Annotated in this window: 22 protein-coding genes; 3 read left to right on the top strand and 19 right to left on the bottom strand. The window is 57.1% G+C overall.

The genetic code is table 11. The features are described from left to right. Positions 1-25 precede the first annotated feature (25 nt). On the top strand, positions 26-508 hold the full coding sequence (soxR, locus tag U738_RS10450; protein WP_035579981.1) for a redox-sensitive transcriptional activator SoxR: 483 nt from the start codon (positions 26-28) through the stop codon (positions 506-508). A gap of 36 nt (positions 509-544) precedes the next feature. Here soxR and U738_RS10455 read toward each other — a convergent pair whose 3' ends face one another. Then, positions 545-952: a hypothetical protein gene (locus U738_RS10455; protein WP_035583440.1), complete on the bottom strand. Its 408-nt coding sequence runs from the start codon at positions 950-952 to the stop codon at positions 545-547. A 107-nt stretch (positions 953-1,059) separates the two neighbouring features. Beyond that, a complete protein-coding gene (locus U738_RS23450; RefSeq protein WP_169331552.1) occupies positions 1,060-1,197 on the bottom strand; it encodes a hypothetical protein in 138 nt (45 codons plus the stop codon). Between the two features lie 217 nt (positions 1,198-1,414). Here U738_RS23450 and U738_RS10460 point away from each other — a divergent pair, with 217 nt between their 5' ends. Beyond that, a complete protein-coding gene (locus tag U738_RS10460) occupies positions 1,415-2,602 on the top strand; it encodes a DEAD/DEAH box helicase (RefSeq protein ID WP_035579984.1) in 1,188 nt (395 codons plus the stop codon). Between the two features lie 62 nt (positions 2,603-2,664). On the opposite strand, the gene rho is transcribed toward U738_RS10460, so the two are convergent. The 8 genes from rho to U738_RS10500 form a co-directional block, all read right to left on the bottom strand. Beyond that, positions 2,665-3,621 carry a transcription termination factor Rho gene (gene rho, locus U738_RS10465; RefSeq protein WP_050713393.1) on the bottom strand — a complete coding sequence of 319 codons (957 nt, stop codon included), beginning with the start codon at positions 3,619-3,621 and terminating at the stop codon, positions 2,665-2,667. 669 nt (positions 3,622-4,290) lie between these two features. After that, positions 4,291-5,106 (bottom strand): hypothetical protein, encoded by an 816-nt coding sequence (locus U738_RS10470; RefSeq protein WP_200882488.1) that lies wholly within the window; start codon positions 5,104-5,106, stop codon positions 4,291-4,293. 79 nt (positions 5,107-5,185) lie between these two features. Beyond that, complete coding sequence (locus tag U738_RS10475) at positions 5,186-6,364, bottom strand: ComEA family DNA-binding protein (protein WP_035579986.1); 1,179 nt, start codon at positions 6,362-6,364, stop codon at positions 5,186-5,188. A gap of 510 nt (positions 6,365-6,874) precedes the next feature. Further along, complete coding sequence (locus U738_RS10480; RefSeq protein WP_035579989.1) at positions 6,875-7,315, bottom strand: YtoQ family protein; 441 nt, start codon at positions 7,313-7,315, stop codon at positions 6,875-6,877. 70 nt (positions 7,316-7,385) lie between these two features. Further along, a complete protein-coding gene (cobF, locus tag U738_RS10485; RefSeq protein ID WP_035579992.1) occupies positions 7,386-8,150 on the bottom strand; it encodes a precorrin-6A synthase (deacetylating) in 765 nt (254 codons plus the stop codon). Beyond that, positions 8,147-8,950: a precorrin-4 C(11)-methyltransferase gene (gene cobM / locus U738_RS10490; protein WP_035579995.1), complete on the bottom strand. Its 804-nt coding sequence runs from the start codon at positions 8,948-8,950 to the stop codon at positions 8,147-8,149. Before cobM ends, cobF begins: the two co-directional genes overlap by 4 nt. Then, positions 8,947-9,342 (bottom strand): cobalamin biosynthesis protein, encoded by a 396-nt coding sequence (locus tag U738_RS10495; protein WP_035579998.1) that lies wholly within the window; start codon positions 9,340-9,342, stop codon positions 8,947-8,949. Before U738_RS10495 ends, cobM begins: the two co-directional genes overlap by 4 nt. Continuing rightward, a complete protein-coding gene (locus U738_RS10500; RefSeq protein ID WP_035580001.1) occupies positions 9,339-10,547 on the bottom strand; it encodes a bifunctional cobalt-precorrin-7 (C(5))-methyltransferase/cobalt-precorrin-6B (C(15))-methyltransferase in 1,209 nt (402 codons plus the stop codon). The genes U738_RS10495 and U738_RS10500 overlap by 4 nt, the downstream gene beginning before the upstream one ends. Between U738_RS10500 and U738_RS10505 the strand changes: the two genes are divergently transcribed. Further along, on the top strand, positions 10,546-11,283 hold the full coding sequence (locus tag U738_RS10505) for a cobalt-precorrin-6A reductase (RefSeq protein WP_050713391.1): 738 nt from the start codon (positions 10,546-10,548) through the stop codon (positions 11,281-11,283). The genes U738_RS10500 and U738_RS10505 overlap by 2 nt on opposite strands. Here the strand turns inward: U738_RS10505 and cobJ are convergent. From cobJ to U738_RS10550, 9 genes are all read right to left on the bottom strand, one after another. Beyond that, positions 11,280-12,029 carry a precorrin-3B C(17)-methyltransferase gene (cobJ, locus tag U738_RS10510; RefSeq protein WP_035580004.1) on the bottom strand — a complete coding sequence of 250 codons (750 nt, stop codon included), beginning with the start codon at positions 12,027-12,029 and terminating at the stop codon, positions 11,280-11,282. The two genes, U738_RS10505 and cobJ, sit on opposite strands and share 4 nt — an antisense overlap. Continuing rightward, complete coding sequence (cobI, locus tag U738_RS10515) at positions 12,026-12,751, bottom strand: precorrin-2 C(20)-methyltransferase (RefSeq protein WP_035580007.1); 726 nt, start codon at positions 12,749-12,751, stop codon at positions 12,026-12,028. Before cobI ends, cobJ begins: the two co-directional genes overlap by 4 nt. Further along, positions 12,748-13,377 (bottom strand): precorrin-8X methylmutase, encoded by a 630-nt coding sequence (locus tag U738_RS10520; RefSeq protein WP_035580010.1) that lies wholly within the window; start codon positions 13,375-13,377, stop codon positions 12,748-12,750. The genes cobI and U738_RS10520 overlap by 4 nt, the downstream gene beginning before the upstream one ends. A 165-nt stretch (positions 13,378-13,542) precedes the next feature. After that, the gene (locus U738_RS10525; RefSeq protein WP_035580013.1) at positions 13,543-14,709 is read right to left on the bottom strand and encodes a cobalamin biosynthesis protein CobG; all 1,167 of its coding nucleotides are present in this window, start codon (positions 14,707-14,709) and stop codon (positions 13,543-13,545) included. Beyond that, on the bottom strand, positions 14,687-18,544 hold the full coding sequence (cobN, locus tag U738_RS10530) for a cobaltochelatase subunit CobN (RefSeq protein ID WP_035580016.1): 3,858 nt from the start codon (positions 18,542-18,544) through the stop codon (positions 14,687-14,689). Before cobN ends, U738_RS10525 begins: the two co-directional genes overlap by 23 nt. Beyond that, a complete protein-coding gene (gene cobW / locus U738_RS10535) occupies positions 18,544-19,677 on the bottom strand; it encodes a cobalamin biosynthesis protein CobW (protein WP_035580018.1) in 1,134 nt (377 codons plus the stop codon). Before cobW ends, cobN begins: the two co-directional genes overlap by 1 nt. Next, complete coding sequence (locus U738_RS10540) at positions 19,664-21,034, bottom strand: cobyrinate a,c-diamide synthase (protein WP_035580021.1); 1,371 nt, start codon at positions 21,032-21,034, stop codon at positions 19,664-19,666. The genes cobW and U738_RS10540 overlap by 14 nt, the downstream gene beginning before the upstream one ends. Further along, entirely contained in the window at positions 21,034-21,627 is a 594-nt protein-coding gene (cobO, locus tag U738_RS10545; RefSeq protein ID WP_035580023.1) for a cob(I)yrinic acid a,c-diamide adenosyltransferase, read from the bottom strand. The genes U738_RS10540 and cobO overlap by 1 nt, the downstream gene beginning before the upstream one ends. Continuing rightward, a complete protein-coding gene (locus tag U738_RS10550; RefSeq protein WP_035580026.1) occupies positions 21,624-23,375 on the bottom strand; it encodes an ATP-binding protein in 1,752 nt (583 codons plus the stop codon). The genes cobO and U738_RS10550 overlap by 4 nt, the downstream gene beginning before the upstream one ends. Positions 23,376-23,683: the final 308 nt, after the last annotated feature.

The raw sequence follows: 23,683 nt of genomic DNA on the forward strand, positions 1-23,683 counted from the left end.
AGCAAAAAAGATTCAGGAGTGCGTGATGGCAGAGGCAATTTGGAGTGTTGGCAAGGTGGCAAAGCGCTGCGGCATTAACGTCAGTACCTTGCACTTTTATGAGCAGCAAGGTCTGATCCATAGCTGGCGTAATGCGGGCAATCAGCGCCGCTATAAACCAGAAGTACTAAGGCGGATTTCGGTGATCAAAGCCGCGCAGAAAGTCGGCGTGAGCCTGGAAGAGATCAAGCGAGCTTTTGAATCACTGCCCAATAACCGCACACCGACGGTTGAAGACTGGCAACAGCTTTCAAAAAACTGGCAGCAGATGCTCGATGGCCGGATTGCTTATCTGCAAAAGCTCCGTAATAACCTGGCAGGCTGTATAGGCTGTGGCTGCCTGAGCATGACCAGTTGCCCGCTCTACAACCCGGACGACAAGCTGGCGGAATCAGGTAGCGGCCCGGTGCTTCTCGATCAGGCAGAACAGAAAGCGAGAGCCCAGCAAGATCCAAGCGCTAGCTCATAGACCTTAAGAGTAGTCCTCAATAATAGCTGTCGAGCCTTAAACTACACGGATGAACCACTTGGGCTTGATGCGCCCGAAGTCACGACGGGTGTTTGTTTTCAAGGCTTTCTTGGAATCCAACACCACGGTTTCCCGCTCGCTTCTAGCAAACACCACCCAATGCCAGAAAGGTCTGCCCTGCTCCATGCGCCATTTGATCGCCAACAGTGCTTTATCTGGAAGGCTCTCCCAGGTATCAAATGGCGTCTCCGTAGGGGCAGCCGTGATCCCCAAAGCACGCAAGAGCTTACGGACGTACTCGGTGTCTGACCAAAGCGCTGTGTCTTCGGCATAGATACCCATGGCGTTGGCTGTCTCTTTCGCCTGTGCATAGCTAATGCCCGCAAGAGCAGCGCATGATGCGATGCCACAGCCGGATCTTTCTTCTTGAATGACGGGGTTCATTTGCATATTGATTAACGTTTGCTATAAATGGTGCAAGGAACAAGCGCGAAACGACCTAAATAATTGAATTTAATTGAATTTTTATTTCGCTCACTCACGATCTAACTTCAATTACCCTGAGACTCCACTTTCGCCAATTTCTTCTCTAGCTTAACAACTTTAGAAAATGAAATGATGCCAAAAACAAACCCCAAGATGCCCATCGACATTCCCATAATTCCAAAAATGAATCCTATATCGCCCATGTTATCTCTCCAATTTTAAAGCTAATTCTGACCAATATTAGCGTACTATAAAGCATCACTTACCATTCATTTAATGAATGCCTTTAATTTCATCACAAAAGCCGCCTCAGCACTATGAAGCTAATTGCCCTGTTCGAGCAACGAGCGGCTGCTTTTACGCTATACTGCATCATTTTTCATTTTCGACACACCTTACGACCATCGGTCAGAGCTCCTAATGCCATTTTCAAAACTAGGATTATCCAGTCCTCTTGTTCAAGCGATTACCGAACTAGGTTACAACACGCCAACGCCCATTCAGGAACAAGCGATTCCTGCCATTCTCTCGGGTAACGACTTAATCGCCACCGCACAAACAGGCACAGGTAAAACCGCTGCATTTGTTCTTCCTCTGCTAGAGCGATTCAGTAACGCGGGCACGTTACGTGGCAAGCGGATACGTGCGCTGATTCTCGTGCCGACCCGTGAGCTAGCGGTTCAGGTCGAAGCCAATGTGGCTCAATACGCTAAACACACGCACCTAACCTCGATGGCGGTGTATGGCGGTGTGGATACCGAAGCTCAAAAAGAACGCCTGATCAAAGGGGTGGATATTCTGGTCGCCACCCCGGGCAGATTGCTCGATTTGGCGCATCAGCGTGCGCTGCATTTTGACGAACTTAAAGTCATGGTACTGGACGAAGCGGACAGAATGGTCGACATGGGGTTTGCCGACGATATCCATAAAATCATAGATCGCCTGCCTGAAGACCGTCAGAACCTACTGTTTTCGGCCACCATCACAGACGACGTTCGCGCCCTCGCCTACGATTTTTCGGATCGTCAGATGACCGATCTGGCGGCTGAAATATCCATTTCTCCCAACGTCCGCGCCGCCGCTAATGTCAAACAATGGCTCATCACCGTCGATAAAGACACGAAATCCGCCTTGTTGAGCCACTTGATCAACGAACAAAAGTGGGATCAGGCGCTTATTTTTACCGAGAAAAAACACAATGCAGCCAAGCTTGTTGCTCAACTGGAAAAACGCGGCATCACTGCGGATTCCATTCATGGCGATAGAAGCCAAGCGATGCGCGAAAAGATTCTGGCTCAGTTCAAAACCGGCGAATTAAAGTACTTGGTCGCCACGGGGGTTGCCGCGCGAGGTTTGGATATTGGCGAACTGAGCCGTGTGGTGAATTATGATTTACCCTTTAAGCCAGAAGAGTACATCCACCGCATTGGCCGAACCGGCCGCGCGGGCGCCTCAGGGGAAGCCATCTCTTTAGTCGACATGAGTGACTTTAAAAACCTTTGTGCCATTGAAAGGCGCTTAAAAAGTATTATTGAGCGCAAAGAGATTGCAGGTTTTCCGGTTCGAAAAGCAGTGCCTGAATCAAACTTGAATTTCAGTAAAAAGTAATCGTTAAAACTTACCCAAGAAGCTCACCTTTTAAAAGGGTGGGCTTCTTTATTATCTATATTTCACGAATCTGGCAAAAACGCATCTAATAGCTCGGCATTAGTGGGATATTTATCCAATAACTCAAGTAACTTCTGCGCGCCTTCTACTGGCTTAAGCGTTGTCAAACCTCTACGCAATGTTCTTACTTTTTCAATATCTTTTGCATCAATCAAAAGCTCTTCGCGACGGGTACTGCTTTTGGCAATATCGATTGCAGGGAAAATCCGTTGATTGGCCACATCCCGGGATAACACCAGTTCCATATTGCCCGTGCCCTTGAACTCCTCGAAAATCACCTGATCCATACGGCTTCCCGTATCCACCAGCACGGTGGCCAGAATGGTGAGCGATCCGCCGTTTTCGATCTTTCTCGCGGCGCCAAACAATTTCCGGGGTATTTCCATCGCTCGGCTATCCAGCCCACCCGACATAGTGCGACCATTACCTCGCTGCTCGGCATTATGAACGCGCGAGAGTCTGGTCAAAGAATCGATCACAATCATCACATTATGGCCGTCGCCTGCTTGCCTACGCGCCGTCTCAAGAAGCTTATCGGCCATACGCACATGGTGTGTGTAGCTTTCATCTGAAGACGATGCATGTACTTCTGCCGATACACTGCGCTTAAAATCGGTCACTTCTTCCGGGCGCTCATCAATCAGCAAGGCATACAGCTTTATGTCAGGATGAGCTTCTGCTACGGCCTGACAGATATGTTTTAACATCGTCGTTTTGCCAGAGCCCGGCGGCGCCACAATCAACCCTCGCTGCCCCATCCCAATGGGCGTAATCAGATCCATCGCCCGCACAGTACGCTGCTGAGAGCCAGGCTCTAAATAAATGCGTGGGGAAGGATGAATAGCGACGCCATTTAGAAAACGTTTTTCGGGATCATTAGGGAATTGATCTTCAACGTCGTCGGCGGGCTTGGCATCTATCTCTCTTTTCGCCTTCAAACCTAGTGTTTTTCTCGTCATAATATCGATGGATCGCCTTGAATAATTTGAATTTATAGAATAACTGCAGCGCTTTGAAATGATATTTATCTTGCGGGTAGCGACCCGGTGCTTCTGGATAAGGCAGAAGGCAATCAAACGCAAGTGCGTAGACAATAATAGCCACCAAGCCTTAATCTACACGAATGAACCACTTGGATTTGATACGCCCTAAGTCACGACAGGTGTTTTTTCAAATCTTTTTTTTGAATCCAGCACCACGGCATCCTACTCACTCCTAAAAAATACAACCCGATGCCAGAAAGGCCAGCCCTGCTCCATGCGCCATTTGATTGCTAAAAACGCTTTGTCTGGCAGGCTTTCCCAGGTGTCGAATGGCGCCTCCGTGTGTGCAAATGTTATACCCAACGCACATAAGAGCTTACGAACGTGCTTATTGTCTGACCAAAGCGCTGTGTCTTCGGCTTAAATACCCAGGGGGTTTGCTGTCTCTTTCACCTGAGCATAGATAATGCCTGCAAGCACCGCGCATGCTGCGATGCCACAGTCGGATATTTCTTTTGGATGACGAGGTTCATTTGATTGTCAATGCCTAGCCTAGGGGCGCAAACATGTGTACAAAAATAGCGGAGCCGCCCACATGTTTGCGCCCCTGTAACCAAAGTTAACGACTACACCGCCTTGTTAGTGCTACACCTTATGGTCAATTTCCTTGAATTCTTTGTTATCATTTAGTGTAAGGCCAGTACGATCATAACTTACAAAAGAAAAATCAGACTTCCCTTTAAGCCCTTTGATTTCCGACTCCACTACAGTTTTCATTTCTTTTTCTATAGCGCTATGAACCTTAAACATTTCTTCATTTGTTTCTTTGATGGTTTTCTCTAATGCTTCCATAGAAGCTCCGAGAACAGGTAACCTAGATAGCTCATTCCACATGTAGTTTTTAAGGAATGACACTAGAAAGTCCCAAGCGCTATTCAAAGAAAAGTAAGATCCATCGCGATTTTGCTTCAATGTTGAAATAACCTTGCCCAGAGACTTCATCATAGTTAAGCTGTCTATTTCGCCGCTAGACTGTATTTCTTCAAGTATACTTATAATTTCATCAAACAACTCAGGAAGACGACTTTCAGATTTATAGTATTCGTAGATAGAATCAAAGTCAAAAGGTTTCTCATTAGAATTTTCAAACTGCCATCTATGCTCCTTTATCTTTGACAGATTATCTATTAAGTGCTTTATTAAGTGTTGCTGATTCCAAGATTTATTGTGGAAATGATTTAATCCTTGAATTAATCCAGATAACCAGTCTGGTCGATCCGACTTTGAAATTGTGGATTGAAGATCTTGGGCAGTTTTAAGCGTTTCTTCAGAAATTTTAGCTTTCTGCGAGGCATTTTCCCCAACTAATGAATTGACTAATCGGTCTAAAGATTCGCATAATTCGCGATGCTTTTCTTTAACGAACCGCATAAAAACAATGACGCTTTCATTGGTACTCAAAAATATTTCTCCTATAGCACTAATGCCCGCATAAATCACGCGAGGTACGAGCGTCGATTTTGACGCATTTATTATACAATCAATCCTCAATGATAAACTCTTGCTTTATTTTTTGAATTATCTTAGGGCCGACACCTCCAACTTTGGCAAGAGAAGCACAGTCCAAACCACCTTCTTTTATTCTATGCTTGAAAATTTCTTTTGCTATATTTCTATTTACACCTAAAAGAGCTTCAAGTTCGTCGATAGTAGCCAGATTAATATCTTTCTTATTGTTTGGTTGTGGTTTTTCTTCTAAATAATCTAAAATATCTGCAATCATTAGGTAGGTATGAAAAACTGCCTTGGTGGCTTCGAGCTGACCTAGTTCTGCATGTACACCTTTATTGGAAATTTTATTTATATTCTCCAGCCATGAACCCATGAAATCCACATGAGCCTTTGCAAGCTCTCTATTGCTTTTGGACTCTATAGACGTGTCCATAAAGAACCAGATTCTATTCACATATTGAGCTTGCCCTAGCGACCTACCCTTATCCTTGTCATTCGTAGCAGGATAAAGCTGGTCAGCTAATCCCTCAATGAGTCTGCGACAAGTAGTAAGCGCTTGAGACCATTCTTCTTCTTTTCCAGTTGATACAGATTTGAATGCAAGCATAAGCTGCTCAGCTATGACAGGATTCAAGTCTAGTAGCTTGTCGTCTACAGCATTTTTTAACAAGTCGAAACAATTACTAACAGTTCCAGAAAATTTAAGCTGCTTGTAGAGAAGAGAGGCAAGCTCGTGAGCTTTCTTTTTTACAAAATTCAAGTGATTGTTTAATGGACTCTTATAGTACGTACCATCATTTCCACTCTTTTGCCTTACAAGGTCAGCATAACGCTCTTCGACAAATCCAATGTTGGCATATCCACCACCTGCGCTATTTAGTTTTATGTTTAATTCTTCATTCGTAAAATGAACTTCGTGGATGAGGCCAAGCTTTCCCAAAGCCTTAATGTGCTTTGAAAGTCCTTCTTGATATTCGCTAGTAGAAGGATCTTGATGCTCTACCAAAAAATCAGCAAGATCTTTTAGCGGCCCCACATATATAGCATCAGCAAGCTGAATGGAACACCACAGTCTTTTCTCGTCATCTCCAACAATGGACGAGGCTCTTTGCAGTTTTTGGATTGCAGAAAGGATGGAGCCTTTGGATGACTCTAGCTCTTTCAGGGCTTCCTCAACGACTTGCAGCGCAATTTTCTTTTCCTGCATATATTTCTCGATTAACTAGCTAGGTTAACGTGATTAAACTGCCCGTTCTGATATTGAATGAATGCGCTGCACTATTCAACATTCTTATCGCGCGCCGAAACACCCCTAACTATCTGATCTTTAAGATATATTAACAACCGTTCGGCTGTATATCCAAAATTCACGTACGCACTTGCTGATCTAACCCTACTCTATTCATAGTAATTTAATTAGGTCTTGTGGGTTTGCAGAAAAAAGTACTGGCGGGGGCTTTGGGCAGCTGGCGCTGCCTTCGCGGGTGCCTTTTGGCTCGTTCCTCGCCAAGCGTTACGCCGCGCTAAAAGTGTGCAATCGTTTGATTTTAAGGGGTTTATAGTGCGTGGTAAGCGAAGTACATTCGCAATAGTGTCCTGGCACTCTATTGGGGTGGATTGTTTATGGGGCGGGGTCTTCGCGCACTGAAGCGCCCTCCCACAACACCGGATCAACACCACTAATGCTGTGGTTGGGTTTGTGGGAGGCGCCTTGGCTTTACGCTTTCAGAACGTAGCGCAGAGTCTCAACGACTTGATCCGTCGTGGTGCACCAGGCGTTAGCTCCGGCATCCACTTCTTTCAGCGGGTGGACGATGTCTTCGCTGTGCAGGGTGATGTAGGGCTTGGCCAGCGCTGCGCAGTAGCCTGCATCGAAGGCGGCGTTCCATTGCTTGTATTTGTCGCCGAAGCGTACGACGACCAGGTCGGCCTGTTCGATCATTGTGCGGGTGCGGATGGCGTTGATCTTGGATGACTGGTGGTCACGCCAGAAGCCATTTTCCGGCTTGCCCAGGTGGTCGCCGGCAGCGTCAGAGGCGGCGTGGTCGGTGACTGGTGCGGTAAACACGATATCCAGGCCCGCGGCCTCGGCGCCGCGCTGGATTTCTTCGCGCCAGTCGGTATGGATCTCGCCGGATAGATAAACGTAAAAGCTCATGGCTATTCCTCAAATACTAGTTGGTCAGTAGCACCATTTTATGGAAAATCATTCCATATTAATACCAGCACTATAGCAGAGGCTGTCTGGCTAGCAGGTAAATATCCATTATCCACCCGTGGGTGTCGCGCAGCTCCGCCCGGCGCTGGATGATCTGGTCGCCGACGTCGCTAAGCCAGCCTTTGATCAAGCACTGTTTATCCATGCCCAGGTAGGCGCCCCACCAAATGTAGGTATCTTCAGGTGGCAGCGTAGTGAAGGCGCCACCGCTATCGAGCATTACCGCTACCGTGGCGGCATCGCTTGGCCAGCCGCGCTCGCGGAGGCGGCGGCCGGTGGTGATGTGTACCGGCTCGGCAAGGGCATTTAACGGGATTTTATGTTCAGCGGTGAGCACTTGCAGGCTGGTGATGCCTGGCACTACCTCTACATCGACCTGCTTACCCGCAGCGCTTAGCCGCTGAGTAATGCGCAGGCTGCTGTCGTAAAGCGAGGGGTCGCCCCACACTAGCATCCCGACCCGCCCACCGTTGGGTAGATGTTCATCGATTTGCTGCGCCCAGACGCCGGCGATGGCTGCGTGCCAGTCGTCCACCGCGCCAAGGTAGTCATTGCGGCCATCACGACTAGGCAGATCGAACTCGACGATCTTAGTGGTCACCGGCGCTTCCAGCAGCCGTTCGCAGAGCAAGCGGCGTAGATCGATAAGATCCGACTTGGCCTCGCCCTTTCGGGGCAGCAGAATCAAATCAGCGTTATTGAGGGCGCGCACGGCGGCCAGGGTGACGTGGTCAAGGTTGCCGGTGCCGATGCCTATGAGCGACAGCGTGATCATGACTCGCTCTCTTGGTCTTGGCTTGCCGTGGCAAAAGGCGAATCCGCCGATTGGGGGCGAAAGCGTCGGTCGTAACCCACGGCGTAGAGGCTGCTCTCCTGGAAGTCGTCGCTCTCAAGCACCGGCCCGACCAGAATTAGCGCGGTGCGCTGCATGGTGTCATCGATCAGCGCTTCTATGCTGGCTAGCCGCCCACGCACTACCCGCTCATCGGGCCAACTTGCCCGCCACACAATCGCCACCGGGCACTGCTCACCGTAGTAAGGCGTCAGGCTTTCCACTACCTGGGCAAGATTATGGATCGAGAGATGAATAGCCAGCGTGGCGCCGGTGCGGGCGAAATTGGCAAGCGTCTCGTCGCTGGGCATGGCGCTGGCCCGGCCCGGCGTGCGGGTGAGCACTACCGACTGGGCGACACCGGGCAGCGTCAGCTCCTGACCTAGGGTTGCCGAGGCTGCCGCGAAGGCTGGCACACCTGGGGTAATGCTGTAGGGAATATCCAGCTCGCGCAGGCGGCGCAGCTGCTCGCCCATGGCTGACCATACCGATAGATCCCCCGAATGCAGCCGGGCGACATCCTGGCTTTCGGCGTGGGCGCGGCTGATCTCCTGCATGATGTCATCCAGCGATAGCGGCGCGGTGTTGATCACCCGCGCCCCAGCCGGGCAGTGTTCGAGGATTTCCTCCGGCACTAATGAACCCGCGTACAGGCACACCGGGCAGGCGGCGATCAGGTCGCGCCCGCGCAGGGTAAGCAGATCCGGTGCGCCGGGGCCTGCGCCAATGAAGTGTACGGTCATTCTGTGATTCCTTCTGGTACTTCTGACAACGCCAGGGCGGCGGTGGCCTGCCTATCCGCTGAGATTACTCTTGGCCCTAGCAACGTCGCCACAGGGCCCGCCGCTAACAGCGCCACGGCCTCGGCCACGCTGCCCGTGCCACGCGCCTGCAAACTATGCGCAGAATGAGTCAGCGTTGTAACTGTCGGTAGCTCAGCGTCCGCCACGGCGATGACTTCAATGTTGCGCATTCGTCCCAGCTCTTCAACTAACGGCAGCATCGAGCGAGCCGCCGCCAGCTTCTCGATAGCACCATACTGGTCGATAAGTTGATCCAACGCCTGACCGAGCGAAGCAAGCGTGGCCTCACTGCGAAAGCCAAATCCCGCTACCCTCAATCCCTGTGCTGTCATCGAACGCCCCGCCACTGAACAATCGGGTAGCTGGCCTTCCAGCCTCGCCGGGTGCCGATGGGGGTGGCGTTGGCAAGTTCCAGACGCAGCAGTTCACCACCTGCTTTTTGTTGCCAGTGCGCCAGCAGCGCTTCGGATTCCAGGGTGACGGCATTGGCGACGACACGCACGCCTTCGGGCAAGCGCTGCCATAAATCGTCTAACAGCGCTTGAGATAGCCCGCCGCCGATAAACACCGCATCCGGCAGCGGCGTATCGTTTAGCGCTTCCAGCGCGCTGCCCTCTTTTACCTCAAGCCAGTCAACACCCAGGTTCTCTGCATTGCGGCGCGCCCGTGCTGCCCGTTCTGCGTTTTGCTCGACACCTACCGCTTGATTATCCGGGTGAGCGAGCAGCCACTCAATGGCGATAGAGCCCGACCCGGTGCCGATATCCCATAGGCACTCGCCGGGCATGGGGGCTAGAGCCGACAGGGTGATGGCGCGAATGGCCTGCTTGGTGATCTGTCCATCGTGGTCATAAAAATGATCTGGCAGGCCGGGCGTCAGCGGCAAGGCGGGGCCGCTGCCTGCTACTTCCACCCCCACCGCGACCGGATGGGCAATATCCTGGGGCAAACTGGCGTCGGCATGACAATGGCGAATGCGCTCGTTATCGCCGCCCAGGGCTTCCAGCACCGTTAGCTGGGAAGCCGCAAAGCCGAATCGGCTAACCAGAGAGGCGAGTTCGGCCACCGCCGCACCGTCTCTTACCAGTACCAGCAAACGCCTACCGGCATGCAAGTAAGGTCGAATGCGGGTCAGCGGTTTGGCGTGCAGGCCCAGGCAGGTGCAGCGCTCCAGCGGCCAGCCTAGGCGGGAGGCTGCCAGACTGAAGGTGGAAGGCGCTGGTAGTGCCATCCACTCATCAGCGTTGAGATGCTGCGCCAGTGTGCTGCCCGCCCCAAACCAGAACGGGTCGTTTGAGACCAGCATGACCACCCCGCGGCCGCGCTGATTGAGCAGTTCAGGAATGCCATCGGCAAAGGGCACCGGCCACTCAATCACCTCGGCGTTTAGGGGCGGCAAAAGGCGTAGGTGGCGGCGCGCGCCGAACACTACCTCGGCACTTTCCAGTGCGGCGCGGCTTGCCGCCGTTAGTTCCTGTGTGCCACCCTCCCCCCAACCTAACAGGGTCAGCCAGGGAGTGTTGTTAACCTCAACCATGAACAAGATCCTAATTCTCGGGGGAACCTCGGAGGCCAGCGCTCTGGCCAGTGCGGTTGCCAAGCGCGGGCTTCCCGCCATTTTCAGCTATGCGGGACGTGTTGCCACGCCTAAACCCCAGCCGCTGCCAACCCGCATTGGCGGTTTCGGCGGCGTTAATGGGCTAGCCACGTTTTTAGCCCAGGAGCGCATTACCCACATTGTTGATGCCACCCACCCTTTTGCCGCGCAGATGAGTAGCAACGTGTTAGCCGCAGCGGCACAGTGCGGCGTAAAGGCCGTTGCTCTTACCCGGCCTGCATGGCAGCCAGTTACCGGTGACCAGTGGCAAAGCGTGGCAAGTATTGATGAGGCGGTTAGCGCCCTGGCTGGCCCGCCCCAGCGGGTGTTGCTCGCCATTGGGCGAATGCACCTAAGCGCTTTTGCCGCTGAGCCCCAGCACCATTACGTGCTGCGTTTGGTTGACCGGCCTACCAGCCCGTTACCACTGGCCGATGTCAGCACCGTGATCGATAGAGGCCCCTTTACACTGGAAGGCGATCTCGCCCTGCTGGAAACCCAGCGCATCCAGCACATCGTGTGTAAAAACGCTGGCGGCGAAGGGGCCGCGTCTAAACTCACCGCGGCAAGAACCCTCGGCCTGCCCATTGTGATGATCGAGCGGCCAGCACTGCCACCCCGCCACGAAGTTCATCGCATCGATGACGTTTTTAGCTGGATCAGCGACCACACTTAATCAGCGGAGCGCGGTGTATAAACCAGCGGTGACCCTGCTCGCTCGATCAAGCGCGTCTGCTGGGAACCGACAATCACCAGGGTGCGCATATCGGCCATGTCCGGCGTCGCCTCGCCTAGGGTGGTGACGCGAATCGACTCTTCCGGCGTGGACACCGCCCGGGCAAAGATGATCAGCCTATCCAGCCCGCAGGCTTCCCGCAGTACGCCCAAGGTGCGCTCAAAGCCCGCCGGGCGCGCCTTGGAGCGCGGGTTGTAAAACGCCATAGCGAAGTCGGCCTCAGCAGCCAGGAGCAGGCGCTTTTCAATCAGCGCCCAAGGCTTCAAGTTGTCGGATAGATTAATGCAGCAGAAGTCGTGCCCCAGTGGCGCGCCGACGCTTGCGCTGGCGGCCAGCATGGCGGAAATGCCCGGCAGTACCTGAATATCCAGCGTGCGCCACTGTGCATCGCCCGCTTCCAGCGCCTCGAACACCGCAGCGGCCATGGCAAAGACGCCGGGGTCGCCGGAAGACACCACCACGACCCTATGGCCTTCAAGCGCCAACTGTAGCGCCTGCTCCGCCCGGCGGATCTCTTCGCGGTTATCCGAGCCGTGGCGGACTAATCCATCACGTGGCGCAACCCGGTTAACGTAGGGCACATAGCCCACCACGTCGGTGGCTTCCTGAAGCGCAGCGGTTACCTCGGGGGTAATCATGGCCTCTGAGCCCGGCCCCAGGCCGACGATTTTCAGCCAGCCGCTCATGGCCGCCTCCCGTGGCCATGGATCAGCACAATCGAGAAGTACGGCACGCTCTCGCCCACGTCCGCCAGCGGCAATACCCGTTGTTGCGACATGGCGGCGTACTCGATCAGCCAGGCTTCGCCTTCGCGGCCAGCGTGAACCAGGGCCCGGCGTAACTTGGCCAGGTTGCGGCCAATCTTCATCACCACCAGCGCATCGGTCTGGGCGATGCGCTCGGCCAATGCCTCTTCGGGTAGCGTGGCCATCAGCACGGTCATGATGTCATCGCCCCAGGTAATGGGCTGCCCAGTGGCCGTCCACGCCGCTGACATGCCGGTAATACCCGGCACTACCGAGACCGGCACGCGGTTTAGCAGCCGCGTGTAGAGGTGCATAAAGGAGCCGTAGAAGAACGGGTCGCCTTCGCAGAGCACCACCACATCGCACCCGGCCTCTGCCATCTCGATGAGCTGGGCCACACTGCGTTCGTAGAAAGCCGCCAGCAGCTCATTGTAGCGCGGGTCGTCGAAGGGAATTTCCGTGGTAACCGGGTATTCCATGGGCAGTTCGATGGCGCCGGGCGGGATCATGCCCTCCACGATAGTGCGCGCATGGCCGCAGCGGCCCTTTTTACGAAAATACGCCACGTGGGTCGCCCCGCGTATCAGGCGGTCGGCGCGCACGCTCATCAAGTCTTGGCTGCCGGGGCCCAGCCCAACGCCGTATACCGTTCCCTGGGTCATTCGATGCGATCCGCCATGGCGTTGATGGCCGCAACCGTCACGGCGCTGCCGCCCAGGCGACCGCGGACGATACAGCTGGGCAGCGCCGGGTTAGCCAACAGCGCTTCTTTGGATTCCGCCGCGCCGACAAAGCCTACCGGGCAGCCGATAATCGCCGCTGGGCGCGGGCACGCCGGGTCTTCGAACATATTGAGCAGATGAAACAGCGCGGTGGGTGCATTGCCAATGGCGACCACGGCGCCTTCCAGGTGTGGCCGCCACAGTTCCAGCGCCGCCGCCGAGCGGGTATTGGCCATTTCCTGGGCGAGGCCGGGCGTGCGCTCATCGTTGAGGGTGCAGATGACCTCGTTGTCAGCGGGCAGCCGCTTGCGGGTGATGCCTTCCGAGACCATGCGGGCATCGCAGAGAATCGGTGCGCCCTGCTCCAAGGCGGCGCGGGCGCGATTGACCACGTCGTTTTGAAAATGAATATGCGCGGCCAACTCCACCAGCCCGGCGGCGTGAATCATGCGCACCGCCACGGTCTCTTCTTCCACTGAAAAGCGGCCAAGCTCGGCTTCACTGCGAATAATCGCAAACGACTCCCGGTAAATCGCCGGGCCACTGGTTTCGTACTTATAGGGCACCCAAACTCTCCAAATAAACTAATTCGCTGCTGGTCTGCAAGACACCCGTGCCAGGGCAGGTTTACGCGAGGGCGCTGTGAACCCATCCTTGGGCGCTACTTTTTCCATCCGTGGAAAAAGACCCTCGCTACAACCTGCCCTGACACTCAGCTACCGAGGAACAACCTAACTGTTTTCGCTGAGCTTTCTCAAAAAACCAACCACCTCACTCTCGGTGAGGCCTGTCTTAATCGGCGTGCTATCGGCAGCGCCGTTAACAACAACATTAAATCGACCTGCTTGCCCGACCAAGCATACATCGGCTGGGGTGCGACGGGCGCAGCCTTTGGCACAGCCGGATATATGTACGCTTGTTTCCAACAAGCCGCTTAGCTTCTCGGCAAGCGGCTGGGTGGCGACACTCGCCTGTTCGCAATAGGGCGCACCGGGGCAGGCGTCCATCGCTAGCCGCGGGTCGCTATTATGACGGATCAAGCCATCAATCGCGGGTAGTGTATCGCAATCCTGCAACAACAGGCGCCGCCAGGGGGTGACCTGCACAGCACTGATACTTGCTTGCGAGCCACTTGCCGGAAAGACCGCCTCGCGCAGCGTATCAGCCGCCACCCGGCCAAAGGGAAGCCCAATCACAATGCCTTCGCTATGTTCGCCCAGCGCCAGCTTCTCGCCGGGAGGTGCAGGGGCGGTATCAGCGGGCGCCCAATCGGGCAGCGGTGCTGTATGCCGCCGCATGCGGCCTGACTCCCAGCCGCCGGTATCTACGAACCAGTGGGTCAGGCGTATCAGTTGCTCGACGGCGGCCTCGGTATTGTTCACCTCCGTGCCTTGCGCGTAGCCATCGGGGCGCACCATCAGGCCGCCTTCCGTTGAGCGCTCGATTCGAAAATCAGCGGCGCTGTCGCCAAGCACCGGCGCTTTTCCCGCGTCAATGGCGATACCGACCTTGCCGGGCATGGCGGCTAATTCGCTACCCCGCGCCTGCAACAAGCGGGCAATGGTATGGGTGTCATCGCCCTTTTGCCAGGCGGGCGCCAGCATAAGCTGCGGCTGGCGTTCTGCTTCCGGGTCGTCGCTCACCAACTGATGCTCGACCAGAAACCCCATCAGCGGCGACCAGCTTTCATCGGTCACCCCACGCAGTTGCAGATTGGCCCGGCTGGTCAGCTCGATCAAACCGCTGCCGTAGGTTTCGGCGGCTTCGCACAGTGCCAATACCTGTTCCCGCGATAGCTGGCCCAGCGGCGGGCGCACGCGCACTAGCAGGCCATCGCCAGTGGCCATGGGTCGCCAGGCGCCGGGGCACCAGCCTTTAATGCGCGGGCTGGGCGACATGACCATGGGTCTCTTTGGCTTCGTCCATTTCCAGCAGCAGATCCTGAAGCGCCTCGCCATGCTCGCCGGGGGCTTGCCACATGCCCCGCTGGGCCGCTTCGAGTAAGCGCTCGGCCATCTCTTCCAGGGCGGCCGGGTTGTGCTCGCGCAGGAACTGTTGATTGGCGGCATCGAATACCAGGGCATCGCTCACCTGGGCGTACTGGTAGTCGGCAATCAGATCGGTGGTGGCGTCGTAGGCAAACAGGTAATCCACCGTGGCGGCCATCTCAAAGGCGCCTTTGTAGCCGTGCTCGCGCATGGCGTTGATCCATTTGGGGTTCAGCACCCGCGAGCGAATCACCTTCGCCAATTCTTCTTTCAGGGTGCGAATCTTGGGCATCGCGGGGTTGGCGTGGTCGGCGTGGTAAATCTCCGGCGCCTTGCCGCTTAGCGAGCGGGTGGCGTTGGCCATGCCGCCCTGAAAGGCGTAGTAGCTGTTGGAATCGAGTATATCGTGCTCGCGGTTATCCTGGTTTTGCATCACCGCATCCAGCCCCTGGAGCTGCTGTTCAAACGCATTACGGGCGGCAGTGCCGGAGCCCTTGAACTGGCCGTAGGCGTAGGCGCCTGTCTCCATGTAGGCCTCGGCTAAATCGTCGGCGCTGTCCCAAGAGCGGTTTTCAATCAGCCGGTTGAGGCCCGCACCGTATTCGCCGGGCTTGCTGCCAAAGATGCGGTAGCTCGCCTCTTGAGCGGCCATCTCCGGGCTTAGCCCCTGGTCTTCCAGTGCTTGCTGGCGGGAAAGCACCGCCTCGCGGATGGTGTTGCTGTTGCCCGGCTCTTCATAGCTCGCCACCGCCTGCACAGCAGCGTCAAACAGGCGAATCACGTTGGGGAAGGCGTCACGGAAAAACCCGGACACCCGCAGCGTGACGTCTACCCTGGGGCGATTGAGCAGCATCGAGGGAATGACTTCAAAGTCGCTCACCCGCTGGGAGCCTAGCGACCAGATGGGCCGCACGCCCATCAGCGCGAAGGCCTGGGAGATGTCATCGCCGCCAGTGCGCATGGTGGCGGTGCCCCAGATGGATAGCCCCAACCGGCGCGGGTAGTCGCCGTGATCCTGCAGGTAGCGCTCGACAAACGCCTGGGCGGATTTTTCGCCCAGCGCCCAGGCGGCAGGCGATGGAATCGAGCGATTATCGACGCTGAAAAAGTTACGCCCGGTGGGTAGCGTATCCAGCCGCCCCCGGCTGGGGGCGCCGCTGGGCCCGGCGGGCACGAAGATGCCCTCAAGGCCGTCGAGCAGCGACTGAATCTCCATCTTCACGCCGCGCTGCATGGTGACCCATAGCTGCTCACGGGCGTAGCGCAGTTGCGCTGCCGTAGCGGGGTAATCCTGGACCAGGTCATCCAGGCAGCCGTCTGCCAAGACGTAGTCGGCCACCCAGCGCTCGGCTAGAAGCTCCAGCCGCTCGCGGGCATCCGCCCCCGTGCGCCAGGGGGTATCGAGCTGCTGGCTTAAAATAGCCGGTTCGGGCCCCTGCCAGGACTCGTTGCCCGCGGCTAACGGATCAAAATCCAATCCTAAATCGCTGGCCAGGTTGTGCAGCAGGCCGCGGCTTGCCACCGTTTCGCCACGGGGTAGTCGCAACAGCGCCACCAAGGTGCCCGCCCGCTTCTCTTCCGGCGGCAACGTGCCGAGTATGTGCAGGCCGTGACGGATCTGAGACTCTTTGATATCGCAAAGAAAGGTATCCAGCTCGTTGAGAATCTCCGCGTCATCAGCACTGTTGTCAAAACCGTCTACTACATGCGCCAGTTCCTGGTCGATACCGGTATCAAGCAGGTGGGCGAGGATCTGGCTGCGAATCAGCGCTTCCCGGCGGGGATCCATATCCAGCGCTTGGTAATACTCGTCGGTGAGTGCTTCCAGCTCGGCCATGGGGCCGTAGAGTTCGGCCCGCGCCAGGGGCGGCATCAGGTGGTCGATAATCACCGCATGGCTGCGGCGCTTGGCCTGGGCGCCCTCGCCGGGGTCGTTGACGATAAACGGATAAAAGTGCGGCAGCGGCCCCAGGGCAATATCCGGCCAGCATTCCGCGCTCAAGGCGATGCTCTTACCCGGCAGCCACTCCAAATTACCGTGCTTACCCACGTGGATAACTGCATCGACCTGGTAGTGCTCACGCAGCCAAAAATAAAACGCTAGGTAGCTGTGAGGCGGCGCCAGCTCCATATCGTGATAGGACTGGGTGAGATCGTCGATAAAATCCCTTGCAGGCTGGATACCCACGAAGGTCTGACCCAGACGAATACCCGCGATCATCAACCGCTCCTGGCGGCACTTGGGGTCTTCATGAGGCGCGCCCCAGCGCGTCCATACGGTTTCCTGAAGCTCACCAGGCAGGGTTTGAAACCAGGCCAGGTAGTCGTCAACGCTGATGCTCTGCCAGCAGGCGCGCTGGTCGAGGCTGCCGTGATCGTTGGTCACCGCCCCCTGAAGCTGGCGGATCAACTCATCGCCATTTTCCGGCAGTTCGCTGAGCGGGTAACCCGCCTCTTTCAGAGCGCTGAGAATTTTCAGCGTCGACGCGGGGGTATCCAGCCCGACGCCGTTACCGATCCGGCCGTCGCGATTGGGGTAGTTGGCCATGATCAGCGCGACCCGCTTCTGCCCGTTGGGGGTCAGCCGCAGCGAACAAATGCGCCGCGCCAGCTCGGCCACAAAGGCGGCCCGCTCCGGGTGGATCACGTGGTGGGTCACCGCCAGCTGGCAGCGCGGGTTGTAGTGGGCTTCGGCTTTAAAGCCCACCGCCCGGGTGATGATGCGGCCATCCATCTCGGGGAGCACCACCTGCATGGCCACATCGCGGCTATGCAGCCCGGCGGCCATGCCCTGCCAGTCTTCCGAGGTGCTGCTGGCAAGAATCGCCTGGAGCACCACGGGTCGGCCTACAAACAGGTTGTCAGGAAGTTCTTCCCCCTGGGCATTCAGCCCGTCGGCGTTGCGGTTGACCGCAAAGCTGGTGGTGTTGATCACCAGCATCGCGCCGGTCTGCTCAATCAAGTGATTGATAAAATCAATGCACGGCCCTTCTTTCAGGGACGCCACGGCGACCGCTAACGGCTCAAGTCCCTGGTCTTTAAGCGCCGCCAGCAAGCCGTCGGGTACGGCGGTATTCGCCCCCTGCAAATGACTGCGATAAAACAGCAGCAGACACACCGGCCTCCCGGGCACCTGGCGATCGCGCCACTCGCTGAGGCTGGACGCCTGTTGCTCTTGCGGCGCATAAATCACCGCGGGTGGAATGACCTTGGGCTCCTGCCAGTCGCCCAGCGGCCTATCTATACACTCGCTGGCCATATACTCATTGGCGACAAAGCGCAGCAACTGCTCGGCGTTATCGGCGCCGCCCTCTCGCAGGTAGCGCCACACGCGGTAAGCGTCATCGAAGGCGATGGTGGAGTCTTCCAGCAGCGCATCATCCGGGGCATCGCAGCCCGGTACCAGGATCAGATGGCGCTCGGGTTTGGCCGCCGCCCAGGACAGCAGGCGTTCGTGGCCATACTGCCAGTAGGCCTTGCCGCCCAGCAGCGAGACGATGACCAACCGGGCACCTTCCAGCACCCGATCTTCGTAGAGATCGTAGGCGGCCGGTTTTACCAGGTTCATCCAGTTGGCCAGCCGCACCGAGGGGTACGCCTCGCCCAGACGGTCAACCGCCTGGGCCAGCGCCGACAGATTGCTATCGGCGGCGGAGAGTATCACGACCTCGGCGGGGCTCTGTTGCAGATCGATGATGCCTTCATCATCGACAAAGCCCCCCGGCTTAGCGGCGAATAAGTGCATTAGCTAGCCGTTTGAGAAGACGTTTGAACCTCTGCTTCAGCCAGCGCGTCACGCAGCGCTGCGCTATCCAGGTGTTTGCCAATAATCACTAATTGGGTTTGGCGGATTTCGTCCTGAGCCCATAGCCGGTCGAAGTAGCCTTCCAGGCGCTCGCCCACCGCCTGGATGACCCGGCGCATAGGCTTGTCGGGAATGGCCGCAAAGCCTTTGGCGCGGTAGATCTCGTGGCTTTTCAACAGCTGCTGGAGCTTGTCGGCCAGGATGTCGCCATCAACTTCGCCCAGGGTAATCACGCAGGAATCAAAGTTATCGTGGGCGTGGTCGTGATGAGCGCCTTCGGCGTGGTGTTTGTCGTGGTGATTGGTGATGCTATCGATGTTTTTTTCGCTTGCCGCGCCAATGCCCATCAGCGCTTCCAGCTGGGTGGTGTCGGTGGTCAGGGTCTGATCGATAAACAGCGTTTTCACCGAGGCCGTCACCCGCGCCTGAATCACTGTTTCCACCTTTGCGCGCTCTTCCGGGCTAAGCAGGTCGGCTTTGCTGACCAACACCAGATCCGCCGCGCTGAGCTGGTCATCGAGCAGCTCGCGCAGGCTGGGGTCGTGATCCAGGCTCTCGTCGGCGAGGCGCTGGGCGGCCACCTTATCCACGTCGCTGGCATAGCGGCCGGCGGCCACCGCAGGGCCGTCGATCACTGTAATAATCGCATCCACGGTGCAGTGCTGGCGCACGTCGGGCCAGTTGAACGCCTGCACCAGCGGCTTGGGCAGCGCCAGGCCGCTGGTTTCGATCAGGATGTGGTCGATATCGTCGCGGCGGGCGACCAGCTTTTTCATGACCGGCAGAAACTCTTCTTCCACGGTGCAGCAGATACAGCCGTTGGCCAGTTCATAGATGCTGCCGTCTTCTCCGTCTAGCTGCCCGCCTTCGCTACCCTCTTCACACCCCAGCGCACAGCTGCGCAGCAGGCTGGAGTCGATATCCTGCTCGCCGAACTCATTAACAATCACGGCGATCCGCTTGCCGGTGACTTGGCGCAGAATATTGGCCAGCAGCGTGGTTTTGCCGCTGCCGAGAAAACCGGTCACGACCGTGGCAGGAATCTTATTCAGCTTTACGTTATTGGGCTGCATGGGTAAATGCCTCGCTGTGTTGCGGTTCGCAGTACGCCGGGCTGACAGAAAAAAGCCTTGCCACAGCGTCAGGATTATTAGGAAAAAACAGATGTAAATAGGTCGCCGTCAGGCGCTTTTGACGGTAGATCGCTTCCCCCGGTGCGGGGTGCCGCTGGCGTCGCCCGTGACCAATCGGCTCGGGGGTGCCTTCCGCCATGGAGCGGTGGTGCGCATGGCCGCGAACCGGACCTTCCGGCAGCTCGGCGGTTTGCATCCCCTGACAGCCGCGACGCCCGCGCATGGCCCCCTGCCCAGGCAGCAGGCCCAGCATGGTGTGGGTGATATCGTCGTAGTCGGTCAGGCTTTCCAGGCAGTACAGCAGGCCGCCACACTCGGCCAGAATGGGCTTGTCGGCGCGGTAGAAAGCCTCAATGGCCGAACGCATGGCGTCGTTATCCGCCAGCGTTTGAGCGTGAAGCTCCGGGTAGCCGCCGGGCAGCCAGAGGGCGTCGCATTCGGGCAGGTGGCTATCCGTCAGCGGCGAAAAGAAGCGCAGCGTGGCGCCCATCTGCTCCAGCAGGTCAAGGTTGGCCTGATAGACAAAGCTGAAGGCGGCGTCGCGGGCCACGCCAATGGTGTGGCCTTCGAGCAACGGCTTAACGGCCGCAAGCTGTTCTTGTGGTGCGGTAAAGGTTACCGGCGAAAGCGCTGCAAGTGATTCAAGCAACCCAGCCGCTTCCAACGCTTTGGCCGCCGCTTCAAAGCGTGCTTCCAGATCCTCGCGAATTTCTGCCGCCTGCACCAGCCCCAAGTGGCGCTCGGGGAGCGACAAAGCGGGATCGCGCGGTACGGCAGCCAGCAAAGGAATCGATGGCGGCAGCGCCCCTTCGATCAGCTCACGATGGCGCGGGGAGCCGCAGGCATTGGCGATAAGCCCGGCGATATGGATGTCGTCGCGAAAGCCGACCAATCCCGAGACCAGCGCGGCGGCGGTCTGGGCCATGCCTTTTACGTCCATGACGATCGCCATGGGAATATTAAACAAGGCCGCCAGATCGGCGCTGGAGGGCTCGCCGTCGAACAGCCCCATGGCGCCTTCCACCAGGATCAAGTCCACTTCGCAGGCGGCGTCATAAAACCGCTGGCGGCAGTAGGCCTCGCCTGCCATCCATAGATCCAACTGATCCACCGGCTGGCCGGAGGCCTGGGCCAATATCTGCGGATCCAGGTAGTCCGGGCCGGTCTTGAACACCCGCACTACCTTGCCCTGGTTACGCAGCAGGCGCGCCAGGCCCGCCGTGACGGTGGTTTTACCCTGGCCGGAAGCCGGGGCGGCGATAAACAGCGCGGGGCAGCTAACGGTTGGCGTCGTCATCAATATTCGATCCCCGCCTGGGCTTTAACGCCGCCACGAAAGGCGTGGCGCTCGTCCTGAACAACGCTGATGGTATCGGCAATTTCCTGCAGCGGCGTGGCCATGGTGCGTCCAGTGATGATGACGTTCTGGTGCGCCGGTCGGCGCTTCAACGCTTCCACCACCGGTTCGGGGTCGAGATAGCCGTACTTGAACATATAGCTCATCTCGTCCAGCACGATCATATGATAGGCGGGGTTCTCCAGCAGCCCTTTGGCGACTTCCCAGGCGGCCTGGGCGGCTTCGATGTCCCGCTCGCGGTTCTGGGTTTCCCAGGTAAAGCCATGGCCCATGATGTGCCAGTCAAGCTTGGGATGATCGCGAAAGAACAGGTACTCGCCAGTTTCGCGGCGGCCTTTGATGAACTGGATCACCGCGCACTGCTGGCCGTGCCCCAGTGAGCGCGCCATGGTGCCGAAGGCCGAACTGCTTTTACCTTTGCCGTTGCCTTTGAGCAGAATCAGCACGCCGCGCTCTTCGGTCGCCTTGCTGATGCGCTCGTCGACCACGTCTTTTTTACGCTGCATGCGATCTAAATGGCTTGCGTCGCTCATGAGAGGTTCCCAGGTTGATGTGCAGAGACTGCCATAGAGGGTTTGCCAAACGAGGCTGGCCAGTAACGCGCGCCCAACTGCTGGGCGATCCGTGCGCCCTGCCCGCGTTTGACTTTGGACTGTTCGGTATCGATCAGCAGGCACTCCTCCAGCGGAGCGAGATCGTCAACGGCTTCCCGGGTGCGGCCATCGGTGATCAGATAGGTGCGCACCTTCAGGCCGGGCTCGCGGCGCTGCCACTGGCGGATCAGCCGCTTGGCTTCAATAATCGCTTCCCGCAGCGGGGTGCCGCCACCGCCTTTGGCCGCCTCAAGCGTGCCTCGCGCGTTTTTCGGCGCCCGGCGGCGGGAGAGTATCGGCACGACACCGCCATTGCCAAACCCCAACACCGCGACCTGCTCCCGCGCGGCGTAGGCTTGGCTGACTAGCGACTCGACCAGCCCCTTTGCCTGGCCCAGCAGGCGCTGACCCAGGGTGGAACCCGACGTATCCAGAAGTACCAGGTGTGCTGTCGCCTGCCCAGAGCGGGTCTTGCGCATCTTTAGCTGCTGCCAAGGCCACTGGCCGCGATTGGCGATAACGGTCGCAAACCCATCCAGCCGGGAAGTCGTCACTTGAGATCGCCCCTGGCCCAACGCACCACCTTTGCCCGCGCTAGCGGCGGTATCAGTACGCTTAGTCCGCTGAAAAAGGTCTTCGCTATCGGGCAAGTTTACCGCTGACTGGCTAATCGCTTCCTGGGCCATGGGAGGCATTGCGCCCCACTGGCCCTGTTCAGCGCTCTGTTGGGATGAACCAGCGGTCGATGCGTTATTGCCCGACGACGAACCGCTCTCGTCTTTCGAAGGTGTTCCATTAGGTGGAGATGATGGCGGGCTCTGCTCAGGCGGTTGGGTACGCCGATGAGCCAGCACCCAGGGTTCAACGGTATCGATATCTTGCTGCTCCACGCTAGCCACGCCACGCCAGGCAGCATGGGCCTGGGCAGCGCGGTGCCAAGTAACGTCTGCCCGCAGGCCTTCTACACCGGCGGCTTCGCAGCGTTGTGCAATCGTTCGATAAACCCAGGGGTCGCTGTTGACTTCTTTGAGTAAGCGCTGCGCTTGGCTAATACGCTCGGTCAGGGCGGCCTGGGCAGCCTCAAAGTGTTGCAGCGTGCCAGCCGAGTCGCGGTCGAAGGCTTCCCGCTGCTGCACGATGGCAATACGCTCGTCGATGCTTACTGCTCCCGCCTGCTCAAGGCAGAGACCGAAACGGTCGAGCAATTGCGGTCGCAGTTCGCCTTCATCTGGATTCATGGTGCCAATCAGACTAAAGCGCGCCGGATGGGAGTGGCTAATGCCATCGCGCTCAACGATATTGGTGCCACTGGCGGCCACGTCCAGCAGCAAATCAACCAGGGTATCCGGCAGCAGATTGACTTCATCGACATACAGCACCCCGCCGTGGGCTTTAGCCAGCAGCCCAGAATGAAAGGTAGCTTCACCCTCGGCCAGTACCTTCTGCAAGTCCAGGCTGCCGACCAGTCTGTCTTCGCTGGCGCCCAGCGGCAGCGTGACAAAAGGAGCACGCTGCCCTTCGCTATCGCTAGGCAAAATGGCGGCTAGAGCACGGGCTAAGGTCGACTTGGCGCTGCCTCTTGGCCCGCTGATCAGCACCCCGCCGATACGCGGGTTAATGGCGTTAAGGAGTAGCGCGGTTTTCAGCGCTTCCTGGCCGACCACCGCCGCAAAGGGAAACTCACTCACTGATGCCTCCCGTACACAGCCAACTCGTCAACTGGCTAACCTTTATTAACCGGCTAGATGTCCGCTGGACGTGAGTTTGTTTCATGGTAAATAGGTTAATAATGATAAAACCATTCATAAAGAAGTGAGCGGAAGAAAGGGGTCAGTATAGAGGAAGGCATGGCGGCGAAGCCAGTTTGGTACCCAGGCCAACCCTATGAGACAGCCCAGATAACCATAAGGTAAGATACGACTAATCTTTGACATCAAGCCTATTTATTATGTTATAACATTTCATATTGGTATTAATTAGCACGCCCCAAGACCAC

The sequence above is a fragment of the Halomonas sp. TG39a genome (genome assembly GCF_000744395.1).
Classification (GTDB): Bacteria; Pseudomonadota; Gammaproteobacteria; order Pseudomonadales; family Halomonadaceae; genus Vreelandella; species Vreelandella ventosae_B.